Source organism: Acetobacter sp. AN02 (genome assembly GCF_029759835.1).
Lineage (GTDB): Bacteria > Pseudomonadota > Alphaproteobacteria > Acetobacterales > Acetobacteraceae > Acetobacter.
Genome location: NZ_JAJJND010000027.1, coordinates 1 through 16,012, shown reverse-complemented (window position 1 = coordinate 16,012; position 16,012 = coordinate 1). Strand labels below are relative to the sequence as shown.

Sequence of the window (16,012 nt, the reverse complement as noted above, 5' to 3'; positions counted from 1 at the left end):
CTCAGAGGAACAGGCCGGTACCCTCAAGCACATCCCCTCCGTGCCGCGCGGTCCATCTGGCGTCTTCCTCATGGCCGAGCAGATGAAAGGTCCATCCCGTATCCAGGCTGATCACAGCAGTCATTTCCGTACCGGCGTAGCTCACGTCAGCACTCCATTCCCGCCCCTTGTGCTCGGTGATGAAATGGCTGCCCGGATCATCAAGGAGCGATGCGTCAAAGGGAATGCCCATGAAGATACAGTCATGTTTCCCTGAAGAAGGCCGCCTGTCCTTACTCCCGGCAAACAGAAGAAAACCGAGATCCCGTCCATCCTCCGTGCGGATAATAAAGCTGCTCATCCTGACTTCTCCTTCATAGGAAAATGATTTTCTGAGTCTCTTTGTTCCTCACCCAGACTTACACAGATCGGCCCACCGTGCACTGGTAATCTCAGCAAGACGCGCCACTGTCAGACGCACCGACGCCGTCGGAGACCCTCCGGCCGGGATCACTTCCGCATAATCCCGCAGGGACACGTCGCAATAGACCGGCACATCCCCCTTCACACCGAACGGACAGACACCGCCAACCGGATGACCCGTGATCTCCTCAACTTCCTCACGAGCCAGCATACGCGGCCTGACACCGAAAAGTTCCTTACATTTCCGATTATCCAGCCTGGCCGTTCCCGCAGCAACGATCAGGACAACCTCATCCCCGAGACGGGCCGCGATCGTCTTGGCGATCTGATCCGGCTTCACCCCGTGCACCGCCGCAGCCTCCTCAACCGTCGCGGTCGAATCCTGCGTCTCGATCACCTCCAGCTCCGGAGCATGTTCAGCAAGAAAAACACGAACCGACTCAAGACTCATTGACGTTCTCCTGAAGCTGCAAGCGCCGCACCGGCAAGCAGAAAGATCCAGCCCGCCGGAGGCAGGGAAAACAGGGCACTCGTGCTCGCAAGAGGCCAGAGAACCACCACACAGGCAACCATCAGCATCGCCTGCATCGGCCGCTCTGAAGGCTCCAGCGCACGCACCATCGTCCGCCCCCAGGCCAGGATCATGCCGACAAACAGAGCCAGACCGGTCAGACCCGCGGAAACACCGGCCTGAAAATAATAGTTATGCGGATGAATATTACAGTTCTCGCCATCCGGAATGAAAGGCAGACCGAGCGAGGGCAGACCACGCGCATAAGCCGGCGCGTTACAGAAATTGCGGAATCCGTCAAAGCCAAGCCCGATCAGGGGATGATCGGAAATCATGACAGCCGCGCGGATGTAAAGCTGCCCGTAGGCACTCTGCGTGAAATGAGAGATCTGCTGCGTAAATTTCAGAACGAGCTTGGCATATGTCGGCGGAGAAAGAACCGGCAGCGCCGCAAGAACGGCAGCCGCAACCCCGAGCGCCCCCAGAACCGGCCAGCGCAGACGCCTCACAAGCAATGCCGTCAGACCCAGCCCGGTCAGAAGCAGCAGGGTCGGCATGCGCTGCCCGATCAGGATCATCGTCGCAACGCACACAAACAGAACCAGCACACCCGCAGCCTGCAGAGCCACGCGCCTCTGCCGTAAAAGCGCCAGAACAGGCGGCATCACACCGGGAAAGAACACCATCAGAAACGCGTTGCCCGCACGCGGCTTGTAAAAAGGACCGGTAAGCGCCCCGTCATTCCAGCGCGGAAAGCCCGACAGATTATGACCGGTCAGAAACTGTATCCAGCTCTGCAGCACCACCCACAGGGCCAGAACGGAACAGACCGCCCCGAACACCCGGCGCGGACCGGACGCCCGGAACGCCCATGTCGCCGTCGCCGCACAGAACAGAAAAAATCTCAGGCTCAGCACCGCCTGGATCAGCGATGCGCGCGGACCGGCCAGGTCCGAGGACAGCACCATCACGGCCCAGAACAGCAGCGCGAGCCGGAACCAGCCGGCCCTCGTCCAGTCCCAGGAACCCAGCAGCACGGAACGCAGCACGAACAGCACCGCAACCACGGAAACCGCCACATCCGCACCGGCCCGGCTGAAGAACAGCAGCACGGGCAGACACAGCGTCAGCATCCCCGCGACAATCGTCATCAGACCCGACAGCGCAGACGTCCCGATCCGCGAGGACAGCATCATGCTCAGGCCGTACCGCCGACCGTCAGACCCGTCATCTTGAGCGTCGGCTGACCGACACCGACCGGCACGCCCTGTCCGGCCTTGCCGCAGGTGCCGATCCCGGGATCGAGCGCCACATCAGAACCGATCATGGACACTTTCGTCATGGCGTCAGGGCCGTTGCCGATCAGCGTCGCACCCTTCACCGGCACCGTCACCTTTCCGTCCTCGATCAGATACGCCTCTGATGCGGAGAACACGAACTTGCCGGAGGTGATATCCACCTGCCCGCCCCCGAAATGCACCGCATAAAGCCCGCGCTTTACGGAACCAATCATCTCTTCCGTCGTCGCGCTGCCGCCCTGCATGAGCGTGTTCGTCATGCGCGGCAGCGGCGGATAGGCATAGGACTGCCGGCGGCCGTTCCCCGTCGGCCGCACGCCCATGAGCCGCGCATTCTGCCGGTCCTGAATGAAGCCGGTCAGAATCCCGTCCTCGATCATCACCGTCCGGCCCGAGGGCGTCCCCTCATCATCCACCGTCAGACTCCCGCGCCGCCCGGGCAACGTGCCGTCATCCACCACCGTCACACCCGGACTCGCAACACGCTGCCCGACCAGACCGGCAAAGGCCGACGTGCCCTTCCGGTTGAAATCACCCTCCAGACCGTGGCCAACCGCCTCATGAAGCAGAATACCCGGCCAGCCCGACCCGAGCACAACCTCCATCTCCCCCGCAGGCGCAGGCTTCGCCTCCAGAAGAACCAGAGCCATCCGCAGCGCCTCATCCGCAGCGCCCTTCCAGGCCGCCGGATCAAGCAGCCGCGCAACCTCATAGCGCCCGCCGAATCCGTGACTGCCGCTCTCGCGCCGTCCGTCCTTCTCGACCACGACCGAAACATTCAGCCGGACCAGAGGCCGCAGATCCGCCGCACGCCCGCCATCGGCACGCAGAATCTGAACCGCCTGCCATTCCGTGTTCAGAGACGCCATCACCTGAACGACGCGCGCATCCGCCGCACGGGCATAGGCATCGATCTCCTGAAGCACGGCGGCCCGACGGGCGAATTCCGTGCCATCCATCGGATTGGATCCCGGATAAAGCTGCGTATTGGTCGAACGCGGCGCAGCCGCCTGCTGACCCGAACGGCCCGCCCGCACAAGCTGAACCGTCTCGGACGCACGACGCAGCGCGGACTCGCTGATCTCGTCCGAATGGGCAAAACCGGATTCCTCACCCAGCACGGATCGCAGACCAAATCCCGAACTCGTGTCAAAGGAAGCCGAGCGGATCACACCATTTTCAAGGGAAATGCTCTCGGTCTCGCGGTATTCGAGAAACAGTTCGCCGTCATCCATGCCCTCCAGGGCCCCGGACGTCAGACGCTCAGCCTCCCCCCGCCCGAGCAGGGCACCGGAGGTCTCATAAAAAAGCCGGTCCGTGACAGCCAGCGCATCGGAAGCCATAATGGCCGGGTCGGAAGACGACATACGGGGAATACTCCGGTTTTTCTCTGCACGGCCCGCCATCACGGACAGGGCATTGCGGAAGATATTTTTCATCTGCTTCAGTTACTGCTGAACATAGGGTTTTCGGACCCGCCGGAAAACCCGTCCCTTTGTCACGCTTTGAAAGTAAACTGTCCGGAGCCGCAGAAAGGACCGCCCGCGCCCATGACCGTATCCACACAAACCCGCGCCTTCTCATCCGGTCCGCTCCTGCGCTCCGTTCCGGCGGCCTGCCTCGCGGCAGCACTGCTGATCTGGTCCGCCCCCCGCGCACATGCGGAAACCCTGCCGCAGACGGTCGTGCGCGCGGAACAGGTGCTGCATCCCGAAGACCTGCTGCTCCCCGATCTCTCGGGTGCAGCACCGGCGCTGGTACTGCCCGTTCCCGATCCCGGAGAGATTTCCTGGCCCGGCCTGGGGCAGGTGCTTGCGCATCACACCCTGCCCGCACCGCCCGTCGCGCTGGAACCGGCCGTCCCGCTGAACCTCCTGCCACCCTCCCTCGCCTTTGACGGCCTGTTCGCCGCCATCGGAGAGGCGCATCTCTTTCCGGATGCCAAAAGCATAGCAGACCTCATCCCCCGCTTTGCGCCCGCCCGGATTCTGCAGGACTGGAAAGAACATCATGACGCCCGTGATTTCAGCCTGAAGGCCTTCGTGGCAGCCAATTTCACCGTGCCCCAGACCCGCTCCGTCACATGGAAACGCAGCCCGGACGAAAGCGTGCGCGACTACATCACAGGCATGTGGGACGTCCTGACCCGCCCGGCGGACAACCCGCCGGAATGGTCCTCCCTCCTGCCCCTGCCTCAGCCCTATGTCGTGCCGGGCGGACGCTTCACGGAACTCTATTACTGGGACAGCTATTTCACGATGATCGGCCTGTATGAGTCCGGCCGCATCGATCTGATGCGCTCCACACTCACCGATCTCGCCTCGCTCATCACGCGCTACGGCCATATCCCGAACGGCAGCCGGACCTATTATCTCAGTCGCAGCCAGCCCGCCTTCTTCGCCCTGATGGTGCAGCTTCTCGCGGAACATGACGGCTCCGTCGCCTGGACAACCTTCCTGCCGCAGCTCCAGAAAGAATATGAATACTGGACGGACGGAGCAGAACGCCTCCCCCCCGGACAGGCCTGGCGCCACGTCGTGCGGCTGAAAGACGGCACACTGATGTTCCGCGCCTGGGACGATCTCGATACCCCGCGCGATGAAAGCTATCCGCAGGATATCGCCACGGCAAAATCTGCCAACCGCCCGCAGGCCGTGGTCTGGCGCGATCTCCGCGCCGGAGCCGAGACGGGCTGGGATTTCTCCTCCCGCTGGTTCGCGGATCGCCGCACGACAGCAACCATCCACACGACCGATCTGCTCCCCGTCGAATATACCAGCCTGCTCTCCAACCTCGCTTCCGCACTCTCCCACGCCTGGAGCCTGCAGGGAGATAAACAGAAAGCAGCCCGGTACGCCGCCGATGCGGAACGCTACGCCGATGCCGTCAGACGCGTCCTGTGGGATGAAAAACGCGGCGCGTTTTATGACTACGATGTAAAAAAAGACAGTTTTACGGATGTCCTGTCCGCCGCAACCGTCGTCCCGCTCTTCCTGCACATCGCAACACCGGAGCAGGCCCATCGCGTTGCCCGGACCATCGAGAAAAAACTTCTCAAACCCGGCGGCCTGGTCACCACCGATCAGAACAGCGGCCAGCAATGGGACTCCCCCAATGGCTGGGCCCCGCTGCAGTGGATGGCCATCCGCGGACTGAGCGCCTACGGAGAGGAAAAACTCGCGGCGGAAATCGCCCGGCGCTGGATGGACCGCGTGATCGGAACATATGAAAAAAGCGGCGTTCTTCTGGAAAAATATGATGTCGTCTCGGAAAATATCAGCCCGCATGGCGGCGCGGGCGGCGGGGAATATCCCATGCAGGTCGGCTTCGGCTGGACGAACGGCACCCTGCTCGGGCTGATGAACCGCTATCGCGCCGTAACGGACGCCGTGATGGAAAAGAATCCGAAAACGGACCGGCTGAATGACTGAGCCCCGCACACGCAGAAGTCATGAAAGCCGGAAGGAACCGCACGGGTCACAGGATGTAAATGGTTACAGATGTAAACCTGCGTGACAATAAAGACATGATGCGTACATCATCAGAATCAGGAACAGTTTCATACAGTCTGCCATATGGCGGAGCTGTCTCCCGTATAGATGTCCGGAATTTCGTACATAGACGCTTCCCTTCTGTACAGTTATATTTGACACATACGATAGATGGTTCTGCCGTCTGGAAATATTATGCAATAACAACCAACCGGGCGAACCGATGAGCGACTCAGACCCAAGATCAGATATAACCCAGGATCTCCCGGCCCGGATTCTGGTCGTGGAGGACGATGCGGGCATGCGCACCCTCCTCAGCCGCACGCTCCAGGCCGAGGGATACCGCATGCGCGCGGTGCCGGACGCCCGCGGAATGTGGGAAGCCCTTTCAACGGAAGCCGCGGACCTGATCGTGCTGGATGTCATGATGCCCGGCACCAACGGCCTTGATCTGTGCCGCCAGCTCCGCCAGGGCGGACTGACCGGGGAGAGCCAGAGCGCAAACCTCGCCCAGGTGCCGATCATCATGGTCTCCGCCCGCGGAGAGGAACTCGACCGCGTGCTCGGGCTGGAACTGGGTGCGGACGACTATGTCGCCAAGCCGTTCGGACAGAAAGAACTCCTGGCCCGCGTCCGCGCCGTCCTGCGCCGTGGCGCGGGACGGCCGGTCGTGACGGACGCGCCGCGCCGTGAGGTCATCACCTTCGCAGGATGGACGCTCGACCTGCGCCGCCGCGAACTGACCGACCCTTCAGGCACTGCCGTGGAAATCTCCGGAGCGGAACACGATCTCCTCGCAAGCTTCCTGGACAATCCCCAGCGCGTCATCGGCCGCGAGCGTCTGCTGGAGCTGTCCCGGTTCCGCCTCGGAGATGCGTCTGACCGCTCGATCGATGTGCTTGTCAGCCGTCTGCGGCGCAAACTCGGAACGGATTCGGAATCGCTGATCCGGACCGTCCGCGGCCAGGGCTATATCTTCACGGCGACCGTCGAACGCCACTGACCGGACCGGATCATGCCCGCCTCACAGAATCCGGCCCAGCCGGCCGCGGAACCTCACGCAAAAGGTGCCGGCAGGCCCCACCCCCGGATCGTCCTCTGGCCGCGCGGGCTGATCGGTCGCGTGGTGATGATCCTGCTGGCCTCCGTGGTGATCGTCTTCTGCGTCAACTGGTTTCTTTACGAAAAAGCCGAAATCCTGATCGAGGATGACGACCGTATCGACCTGATCGCCCAGCATCTCGAAACCGATGCCCGCGTCCTGTCCGGCACGCCCGCAGCCCAGCGCCCGGTCCTTGCCGCCATGCTCTCCACCGGGGAGCTCCGCATCAACTGGAAACCCGCGGACCCGACAGAGACAGGCACCCATATCCAGAGCCCCGCACTCAAGGAGTTCCGTGATCAGCTCACCCGGCCCGACTCCCTGCTGACTGCCCGTACACTGATCCTGTTCCCCTCCTCCCGCTATCATTCCGATGTCGCGGGCATCCTCAGCCTGTCCGACGGAAGCTCCCTCCACTTCACGCTTTCCAACGTCCTGCGCCCGCACCTCGTCACACGGGGCGCAACCAATGCGCTCGTCGTCACGCTCGCCGTGCTGATCGTGGCCATCATGCTGATCCGGGCCCTGACCCTGCCCCTGCGCGCCCTGGCGGAAGTTGCGGACAAGGTCGGCTCCGGCACATGGGTCCCCCTGTCGGAAACCGGCCCGCGCGAGGTCCGCCGCCTCGCCCAGGCGCTCAATTCCATGCAGGAACGCATCCGCCACCTGATCGAGGACAGGACCGAGGCTCTGGCCGCCGTCTCGCACGATCTGCGCACCCCGCTCGCCCGGCTCCGCCTCCGGGCAGGTTTCCTGCAGGACAGGGAAGCCCAGGATTCCATCGAGGCCGATCTGGACGAGATGGAAGCCATGGTGGACGGCGTTCTGGCCTACCTCTCCGGAGAAACCACGCACGAGGAAGCGCGCCCGCTCGATCTTGCTGCCCTGCTCTCCACCATCGCCGATGATGCCAGCGACCAGGGGCGCGACGTGGTCTGCCAGGGACCGGACCGGCTTCAGATCCGGCTGCCTCCCCTTGCCATGAAGCGCGTGTTCAACAATCTGGTCGAGAACGCGATCTGGTATGCCGGCAGCGCCGTGATCTCCCTGCACGAAGATGACGGACAGGTGGTGGTCGAGGTGACGGATGACGGCCCCGGCATCCCGGAAGCAGAGCTCGAACGCGTCATGACTCCGTTCTACAGGATCGAGGCCTCCCGGTCCCGGCGCACCGGTGGCCTGGGGCTCGGACTGGCCATCGTGCACCGGGAAGTGGAGCGGGCAGGGGGCGTGCTGACGCTGCAGAACCGGCCCGAAGGCGGCCTTTGCGCCCGCGTCAGCTTCCAGCGTCCGGAAAGACCCGCTCAGTCCTGAGCACACAGGCGCCGCCTCCGGCACGGCACCAGAGAACACCGCTGCTGAACGCCGCTCTCCCCCCGGAGAGCGGCGTTTCCGGTATAAGCCGGGCTTCCCCATTGTCAGCCAGGGACACCTATGCAAAACCAGTCCCGCACCGGGCCGCCTGAGCAAAACAGGCTTCTGAATTTCTGACGTAAAAGGGGAGGGAGTGATGTCGGAAACACGCCGTACCGCCACACCTCTGCCCGAAGCCACCACCGCGCTGAACGAAGGACTCGTCTGGGCCATCCGCTGCGTGCCCGGGGAAAAACCGGTCGCGCTTGAGCCCGAGGAAATCGCCGCATGCCTGGCCGGACAGCCCCTGGCGGGCGGAACCGGCTGGTCCTGGCTGCATTTCGACGTGGTGCACACACTCTCCCGCGCGCAAATCGATGCCATCCCGTGCCTGCCCGAAGACGTAAGACAGGTGCTCATCAGCTCCGATCGCGGTGTCCGGCTTGAGGCGGAAGGAGAGATCGTCTCCGGCGCCCTGCCCGCCTTCGAGGAAGCCGACGCCGATGACGAGCGTGAGGTCGGGATCTGGCGCTTCGCCATCCTGCCGGACCTGCTCATCACCACGCGCCGCCACCCGGTCCCGGCGCTGGGCGTCGTCTATCGCGAACTGCAGCGCCGCCAGGTTCCGCCCAACCCGGCGCGGCTGGTGGACCGCGTCCTGCTGGAATTCGCCGATATCGCCCGGCGCGACCTCGCGCGGCTCGAAGACCAGCTCGACCGGACGGAGGACGTGCTCCTCACGCTCGACCGGGACACGGATCTGGGCCGCATGAGTGCACAGCTCGGACAGGTGCGCCGCCGCTCCGCCGAACTGCGCCGCGCCGTCGCGCCCGTCACGCGTATTCTGCAGGACGAGGAACTGGAACTGCCCGAATGGGCGGAAGATGACCTGTCAGACCGCTCCCACCGGCAGATCCACGCCGCACTCGACGATCTCATCGCCCTGCAGGACCGCGCCAGATCGCTGCAGGACGAACTGACCTCTAACCAGGCGGAAGAAACCAACCGGCGGCTGTATATCGTCTCCGTCGGCACCACCCTGATGCTTCCCGCCACTTTCGTCACCGGCTTCTTCGGCATGAACACCGGCGGCATGTTCCTCTCCGGCGGCGCCTGGGACACGGTGTATGCCGGAGGGATCTGCTTTCTGATCATGCTCGGCACATGGATCATCCTCAAACTGACCCGGATGCTCTGAACCGAGGAGAGGGATTCACCCGATGAGTTCTGAAACTGTCACGATCTTCCACAATCCCCGCTGCGGAACGTCCCGCACCGTGCTCGCGCTCCTGAAGGAAGCGGGCAGGGAACCGGCAGTCAGGGAGTATCTGCGCGAGCCGCTCTCACGGGACGAGCTGAGCCGTCTTGCCGCGAAGATGAAGGATGCCCGCACCCTGCTGCGGACAAAGGAACCTCTCTGCCGCGAACTGGGCCTTGATGCCAAGGAGACCACTGAAGCGCAGATCCTCGACGCCATCGCCCGCAATCCCGTGCTGCTGAACCGCCCGGTCGTGGAAACCGACTGGACCGCCCTCGTCTGCCGTCCGGCAGATACCGTCCGCGATCTGCTCTGAGCATATCCATGAGCGACAGTACCGCCGATTTCGACTTCCATCTGCCCGACAGCGCCATCGCACAGAGCCCGGCCCGCCCGAGAGACAGCGCCCGTCTTCTGCATATCCCGCCCGCCGGTGCAATGCAGGATCTCCGCGTCAGTGACCTGCCCGCCCTGCTGCGGGAAGGCGACCTGCTGATCGCCAACGACACCGCCGTCATCCCGGCACAGCTGCACGCCCTGCGCGGCCAGGCCCGGATCGGGATCACGCTGGACCGCATCCTGCCCGACGGCACCTGGTATGCTCTGGTGCGCAACGCAAAACGCCTCAGACCGGAAGATACGCTGGTATTCCCCGGCACGACGGAAACGGCAGAGGTCGTCTCAAGAGAGGCGGAAGGCGGCGCGGTCCTGCGCTTCTCCTCCGAAGGCCATGCGTTCGACCAGTTCCTCAGGCAGGCAGGTGCACTGGCCCTGCCGCCCTATATCCACCGCCCGGAAGGCCCGACCGCACAGGACCGGCTGGACTACCGCACGATCTTCGCCGAACACGAAGGTGCCGTCGCCGCACCAACCGCCGGGCTGCACTTCACCCCGGAGCTTCTCCGGGCCATCGACGCACGCGGCGTACGGCGCGAGACACTGACCCTGCATGTGGGGGCCGGTACATTCCTGCCGGTGCGCGGGGACGACATCTCCGCCCATCACATGCATGCCGAACGCGGGTTCATCAGCGAACACACGGCCAGCATCATCAACGCCACGCGCCGCAACGGCGGCCGGATCGTCGCCGTCGGAACGACCAGCCTGCGCCTGCTGGAAAGCGCGGTCGATGAGAACGGGATCGTGCATCCCTTCGCCGGAGAAACCTCGATCTTCATCCGCCCCGGCCATCGCTTCCGCGCCGTAGACATGCTGATGACGAATTTTCATCTCCCGCGCTCCACCCTGTTCATGCTCGTCTGCGCCTTCGCCGGAACGGAGCGGATGAAGGCCGCCTACAGCCACGCCGTGGAAACCGGCTTTCGCTTCTATTCCTACGGTGACGCCAGCCTGCTGCACCGACATCCGGACACATGACGGGACAGGTGGCATGACAGGTCAGTTCGGCGTCAGTGGGTCCGAGGAGGAACGCCACTGGCCCGCCCTGACCGAAGCCGAAGCCCGTGCCGTTCTCGCCGGGTATCCGCTTTGTGCCCCGTTTCATAAGCTGGTCTGGCACAGCCCCCGCCCGTTTTCCGCTGCCGCACAGGCACGGTTGCAGGACGGGAGCAGCCTGTTCATCAAGCGCCACCACGCCGCCCTGCGCCCGGTGGCCGCACTGGAGGCGGAACACCGCTTCATCGCGCATCTGATCCGCCATGACGTGCCCGCCGCAGCGCCTCTGCTCCGGCAGGACGGACACAGCGCCACGCAAAGCGCAGCATTCACCTTCGAGGTCTTTCCCGCCGCACCGGGAGAGGACCGCTACCGCGAGACACACTCCTGGCAGCCCTTCCGCGGCCCGGATGACGCCCGGGCCGCGGGCGCGATGCTGGCCCGTCTGCACCTGGCCGCCGCCTCGTTTTCCGAGCCGGGCAGAGGGGATATCCCGCTGATCTCCGGCTTCTCCTCACTGAAAAAGCTCAGTCTGACCGAGGGGATACTGGCTTGGGCCCCGACGCAGCCGGGTCTGGACCGCTCCCTGGCGGCCCGCACGGGATGGCAGGCGGATGCAGAGTCCGCGCTGGGCCGCTTTCATGTCCGGCTGTTCCCGCTGCTGCCCGGTCTGCGGCCCTCCTGGGGACATGGAGACTGGCACGGCTCCAACCTGCTCTGGACCGGGCAGGGGCAGGGGCAGGTGGCCTCGATCATTGATTTCGGAATGTCCGGCCGCACGACGGCAGGATTTGATCTGGCGGTTGCGATCGAGCGGTCAATGGTGGCCTGGCTCGATCCGCACAGACCTGTCGCCCGGGAGAGTCTGGACGCCTTTTTTGAGGGGTATCTGTCCCTCAGAACCCCGGACACGCAGGAGCAGGAAGAGATCCTTGCCTTCCTGCCGCTGGTTCATGTGGATTTTGCCCTGTCCGAACTGGCCTATTTCGATCATCTCGTACAGGATCGCGCCTCCGGAGAGGTCGCCTGGTCTGCCTATCTCCTCGGTCATGCCCGCTGGTTTGCCTCAGACGCCGGACAGGCTCTGACGGACCGTGTGGCTGCCCTGCTCCGCTGATCATGTCTCCCACCGAACTTCTCGCCGCCCTGCTGAGTGCCCTTGGTGTCTGGCTGACAACGCGACGACAGATGCTGTGCTGGCCGGTGTCTCTGGTGGCATCGCTGCTTTATTTATGGATTTTTGCCCGGGTAAAATTATGGGCTGATGCGGGCCTTCAGGCCGTATTTGTCGCACTTCTGCTCTATGGCTGGGAACTCTGGCACGAAGCTTCGGACACGGGCGGGCTGCCCGTCGCCCGACCGTCAGCCCGGCAGATCGGGGTCGGGCTTGTCGCAGGGGCCGTGGCCGGGCTGTGTCTTTGGCAGGGGCTGGGTCGGTGGACTGCTGATCCCGTGCCGTTTGCGGATGCGTTCCTGACTGCATTCAGCCTGGTCGGGCAGTTCTGGACGGCCCGGCGCTGGCGGGAGAGCTGGCTGATCTGGATCGCGGCCGATACCGGCTATACCGCGCTGTTCCTGGCCCGGGAGATGTATCCGACGGCGGTTCTCTATGCCGTCTTCACCGTGCTTGCGGTCAGCGGTTACCGGAAGTGGACGTCTCCCAGCCCGTGAAGGTCTTTTCCTCTCTCTGCATGGCCGGCGGCGGAAGCTGGCAGGAGACGAGATAGATTCCGGTGACGAAGACAAGATTGGCCAGAAAGTTGAACCACAGCGGCAGCATCAGTCCGGCAGGGGCCGAAACGCTCTGCCAGAAGGACCAGGCCGCGAAGGGAATGGAGATCAGGCGCATGCCGAGCAGCATCACCCTGAGCGGGTTGGCCTGTCCGGGCCTGATGACGCTGCGCACGCGGCTGATCCCGAGATAGAAGGACAGGCCGAATACCCAGGTGAGCATATTGAAGGTGATGTTTCCCGGGCTCATCCCCACCATGAAGATGATGCTGACGATGGCGACGGCGGAGAGCATGAGCGCGCCGAACAGGCAGCTCATGCCGCATTCCGTTGCGGGCAGGCGTTCGGGCAGGCGATTTGCCACAGGCTGGAATATCCGGTCTAGAATCCAGAGATCCGTTCTGATCAGCACCTGGGAAATCGTCATTGCTCCTGCCTGATGTCAGTTCTGTCCCGGTCCGGGGACTTCACCGGCGGGGGTCTTTTTGTCAATGGCGTCCGGCAGGAAGCGGGCCAGCGCGGGCAGCAGGGTGTCTGCCGGGAGGCCGGTTTTCGCGACCATGGCCTGGACCTCGTCATTGTTCAGCAGGTCCTTGATCTGCTCGGGGGAGACCGGCAGGTTATCTCCGTTTCCGATCCAGGAGCGGACATGATCCCCGAGGCCGCTGGAATCGGCCCGGTCTGCGATCGCCTGGATCGTATCGGGGCTGAGCAGGGACTGCAGCTTCTGCTCCAGGGCTGCGTGCAGATCGATTCCGAGGGTATCGCCGACCTTGTCGGCGAGGCTGTTGAGAAAACCGCTCACTGGCTGATCACTCCGTTATGGGCCTCTGCGGCCGTTTTCATTCGCTCCGGCGGAACTCTGCCGGACGGATCGGGCGGAACTGTGTTCTGCACATGACACCTGTTCCCCAATGTGATCCGATGGCTGATATGCAGCCATTAGTGCAAGGAATTTTTTCACGGCTGAGTTATCACGGGACATCTCAGAATTCAGCCAGCAGGTCAAAAGGGTGATTGCCTTCCACGGACTTCCCGGGTTCCTGACGCGGCGCCTTCCTTCCCTTCGACATCTCCGCCCGATTCCGAAACCCGGGGCGGAGCGCAACAGTCATTTCCGCTGGCTGATCGCTCCGACCGTTCCGGCCCTGGCCTTTGCCGTGCGCACGACGGCAGCCGCCCTGCTGGCGCTTGTGATTGCCCTGTGGATGGAGCTGGACGATCCGCAATGGGCGCCGATGACGGTCTGGATCGTGGCACAGGGATCCCGTGGCGAGAGTCTGTCCAAGGCGCGCTGGCGTATTGTCGGCACGATTTTCGGGGTGATTTCCTCCATCACCCTGATTGCGGCCTTTCCCCAGCAGCCCTGGCTGTTCTTTCCGGCCCTGAGCATCTGGCTTGGCCTGTGCTGCATGATGGCGACGCTGGTGCACAATTTCCGGGCCTATGCCCTGGTTCTGATGGGCTATACCTGCGCGATCATTGCTCTGGGCGCGCAGCACGATCCTGAACACGTGTTTCTGATCGCGATGTCGCGCGCGACCTATATCTATCTCGGGATTGCGTGTGAGGGCGTTCTGGCCGCGCTTTTCGCGCATAATCTGGCTGAGATGGCGCACCGGACGATGCGCGCCAAGCTGCGTTCGGCCCTGATCAGCGTGACCGGGGCGATCGGGCCGCTTCTGGAGGGGCATCCCCAGGCGATCGTCAGGTCGCGTTCCCTGTTCGGCCCGCTCCTGTCGATCAACGACCAGATCGAATTCAGTGAGGTCGAGATGGGCCCGCACGCGCATGAGGGGGATCATGCCCGTGCCGCGCTGGCGGCCGTGTCGGTCCTGCTGTCACGCGGGCTGGGCATGGCCGTGCGTCTGCAGGCTCTGGGTTATGCCCATCAGATATTCCGTCAGACGGCGGAGAAGATGCAGGCGCTTCTGTCCTCCGTTCCGACGCGCCTTGAGACGGATGAACAGCTCCATGAGCTGCACGGGGATCTTCAGCTTCTGCGGGCGGAGTGCCGCCAGCGCGTCGTGGACTCCCTGATCAGCGAGTCCGATCTGGAGTGGCCGCGTGACGAGCAGCAGGTGTCGGATCTTCTGGATCAGCGCATTCTTCACAATGCCCTGGACGAGCTGATCGGGGAGCTTGAGGTTGCCCTGCGTGAGTTCGAGGCGTCTCACTCCGCCATTCCCGGGGATCATTTCCGCTTTCGTCTGCAGTCCCATCGTGACTGGCGCGATGCCTGTTACAACGGTATCCGTGCGGGCATGGCTCTGCTGATTGCCTCTCAGGTCTGGCTGATCACGGCCTGGCCTGCGGGGCAGGGGTTCATCACCTTCGTCGGACTTGTCTGCGGTCTGTTCGCCACCCGCGAAAATCCGATCGTGGCGACGATGGCCTTCCTCAAGGGCAGTCTGATTGCCGCTCTGGTTGCGCTGATCACGGAGTTTCTCATTCTGCCTACGGCGGAGAACTGGGAGATGCTGGTTGCGATTCTGACTCTGCCCATGATTGCGGGCGGGCTGGCCTCCCGCAATCCGTCAACGGCGCTGCCTGCCATTGCCTATACACTGCTGTTTCCCAATTTCGTTCATCCGATCAATACGGGCCGTCTGAACGAGATTGCCTGGTTCAATTCCACGATAGCGATCCTGCTGGCTGTTGTCGTTGCCGTTCTGGCTTTCCGCACGATCCTGCCGTTCAGCAACGTGGCGGAGCGCTGGCGGATGCGCCGGATGATGCTGCAGGATATGCAGGCTCTGGCGGCGGCTCAGCCGATTCCTCAGACGCATGACTGGACGGGGCGGAATATCGACCGGTTCTCGCGCGTGATCCGCCATGCGGGGCCGACGCCGTCTCCGACGATTGAGGGGTATCTGCAGGGGACTCTGGCGACGATGACGATCGGTCTGAACGTGATCCGTCTGAGAAATGTTCTGGAGCGTGGCCAGCTTTCCTCCGGGGCGCGACGCGGTATTGAGGCTGTTCTGGAGCGTCTTGCGCGTTTCACGGGGCATCACGAGCAGACGGCGCGTTCGGCCCGGATTGCCACACAGGCGCTGCGTCGTCATGAGGCGAAAGAGGCCAATCTGACGACCAGGATCGAGCTGACCCGTGCGATTGCGTATCTGATCGTTGTATCGAACGAACTGACCGCGAATGCCGTCTTCCTGGATACGTCAAAACCGTATCGTGCGCCTGAGTAAGGCCGCGATTTCGTTTTGCTGCTCAGGGAGACGGGGGAGAATCCTGGTGGGCGCACAAGGACTCGAACCTTGGACCCGCTGATTAAGAGTCAGCTGCTCTACCAACTGAGCTATGCGCCCGGGATTCAGGGCCGTCGTTTCCGGCGGCTGAGGGGGCTTCTAACAGCATGACCCGGGGGATGCAAGACCTTATACCATCGGGCATTTCCTCTGACTCATCTGTGAAGTGACGCAAAGAGGCTGTTCTGATTCAGTTCTGGGAGGGAGG

General features: G+C 63.3%; 15 protein-coding genes and 1 tRNA gene. 9 read left to right on the top strand and 7 right to left on the bottom strand.

Features of this window, described 5'->3' with window-relative positions:
- Position 1: 1 nt before the first annotated feature.
- From LOC54_RS05105 to tldD, 4 genes are read right to left on the bottom strand one after another with little or no spacing between them, the layout of a single operon-like run.
- Positions 2-340, bottom strand: coding sequence for a hypothetical protein (locus LOC54_RS05105; protein ID WP_279312759.1), 339 nt, complete (start codon positions 338-340; stop codon positions 2-4).
- Positions 341-388: 48 nt separating this feature from the next.
- The gene (locus LOC54_RS05100; RefSeq protein ID WP_279312758.1) at positions 389-853 is read right to left on the bottom strand and encodes a YbaK/EbsC family protein; all 465 of its coding nucleotides are present in this window, start codon (positions 851-853) and stop codon (positions 389-391) included.
- Positions 850-2,109: an O-antigen ligase gene (locus tag LOC54_RS05095; protein WP_279312757.1), complete on the bottom strand. Its 1,260-nt coding sequence runs from the start codon at positions 2,107-2,109 to the stop codon at positions 850-852. The genes LOC54_RS05100 and LOC54_RS05095 overlap by 4 nt, the downstream gene beginning before the upstream one ends.
- A 2-nt stretch (positions 2,110-2,111) precedes the next feature.
- Entirely contained in the window at positions 2,112-3,578 is a 1,467-nt protein-coding gene (tldD, locus tag LOC54_RS05090) for a metalloprotease TldD (RefSeq protein ID WP_279312756.1), read from the bottom strand.
- A gap of 183 nt (positions 3,579-3,761) precedes the next feature.
- Between tldD and treF the strand changes: the two genes are divergently transcribed.
- The 8 genes from treF to pnuC all read left to right on the top strand — a co-directional run bounded on the left by treF (position 3,762) and on the right by pnuC (position 12,481).
- On the top strand, positions 3,762-5,642 hold the full coding sequence (gene treF / locus LOC54_RS05085; RefSeq protein WP_279312755.1) for an alpha,alpha-trehalase TreF: 1,881 nt from the start codon (positions 3,762-3,764) through the stop codon (positions 5,640-5,642).
- Between the two features lie 283 nt (positions 5,643-5,925).
- Positions 5,926-6,705 (top strand): response regulator, encoded by a 780-nt coding sequence (locus LOC54_RS05080; RefSeq protein WP_279312754.1) that lies wholly within the window; start codon positions 5,926-5,928, stop codon positions 6,703-6,705.
- Positions 6,706-6,717: 12 nt separating this feature from the next.
- Positions 6,718-8,118, top strand: a complete 1,401-nt coding sequence (locus LOC54_RS05075) for an ATP-binding protein (RefSeq protein ID WP_279312753.1) — start codon at positions 6,718-6,720, stop codon at positions 8,116-8,118.
- Positions 8,119-8,314: 196 nt separating this feature from the next.
- Positions 8,315-9,355 carry a CorA family divalent cation transporter gene (locus LOC54_RS05070; protein ID WP_279312752.1) on the top strand — a complete coding sequence of 347 codons (1,041 nt, stop codon included), beginning with the start codon at positions 8,315-8,317 and terminating at the stop codon, positions 9,353-9,355.
- Positions 9,356-9,377: 22 nt separating this feature from the next.
- Positions 9,378-9,731, top strand: coding sequence for an arsenate reductase (glutaredoxin) (gene arsC / locus LOC54_RS05065; protein ID WP_279312751.1), 354 nt, complete (start codon positions 9,378-9,380; stop codon positions 9,729-9,731).
- 8 nt (positions 9,732-9,739) lie between these two features.
- A complete protein-coding gene (gene queA, locus LOC54_RS05060) occupies positions 9,740-10,792 on the top strand; it encodes a tRNA preQ1(34) S-adenosylmethionine ribosyltransferase-isomerase QueA (protein ID WP_279312750.1) in 1,053 nt (350 codons plus the stop codon).
- A gap of 13 nt (positions 10,793-10,805) precedes the next feature.
- On the top strand, positions 10,806-11,927 hold the full coding sequence (locus LOC54_RS05055) for a phosphotransferase enzyme family protein (RefSeq protein WP_279312749.1): 1,122 nt from the start codon (positions 10,806-10,808) through the stop codon (positions 11,925-11,927).
- A gap of 2 nt (positions 11,928-11,929) precedes the next feature.
- A complete protein-coding gene (gene pnuC / locus LOC54_RS05050; protein ID WP_279312748.1) occupies positions 11,930-12,481 on the top strand; it encodes a nicotinamide riboside transporter PnuC in 552 nt (183 codons plus the stop codon).
- On the opposite strand, the gene LOC54_RS05045 is transcribed toward pnuC, so the two are convergent.
- Positions 12,444-12,968: a hypothetical protein gene (locus LOC54_RS05045; RefSeq protein ID WP_279312747.1), complete on the bottom strand. Its 525-nt coding sequence runs from the start codon at positions 12,966-12,968 to the stop codon at positions 12,444-12,446. The genes pnuC and LOC54_RS05045 overlap by 38 nt on opposite strands.
- Before the next feature lie 15 nt (positions 12,969-12,983).
- Positions 12,984-13,346 carry a YidB family protein gene (locus LOC54_RS05040; protein WP_279312746.1) on the bottom strand — a complete coding sequence of 121 codons (363 nt, stop codon included), beginning with the start codon at positions 13,344-13,346 and terminating at the stop codon, positions 12,984-12,986.
- A gap of 208 nt (positions 13,347-13,554) precedes the next feature.
- Between LOC54_RS05040 and LOC54_RS05035 the strand changes: the two genes are divergently transcribed.
- Positions 13,555-15,744, top strand: a complete 2,190-nt coding sequence (locus LOC54_RS05035; protein ID WP_279312745.1) for an FUSC family protein — start codon at positions 13,555-13,557, stop codon at positions 15,742-15,744.
- Positions 15,745-15,788: 44 nt separating this feature from the next.
- On the opposite strand, the gene LOC54_RS05030 is transcribed toward LOC54_RS05035, so the two are convergent.
- Positions 15,789-15,864 (bottom strand) — tRNA-Lys (locus LOC54_RS05030).
- Positions 15,865-16,012 lie beyond the last annotated feature (148 nt).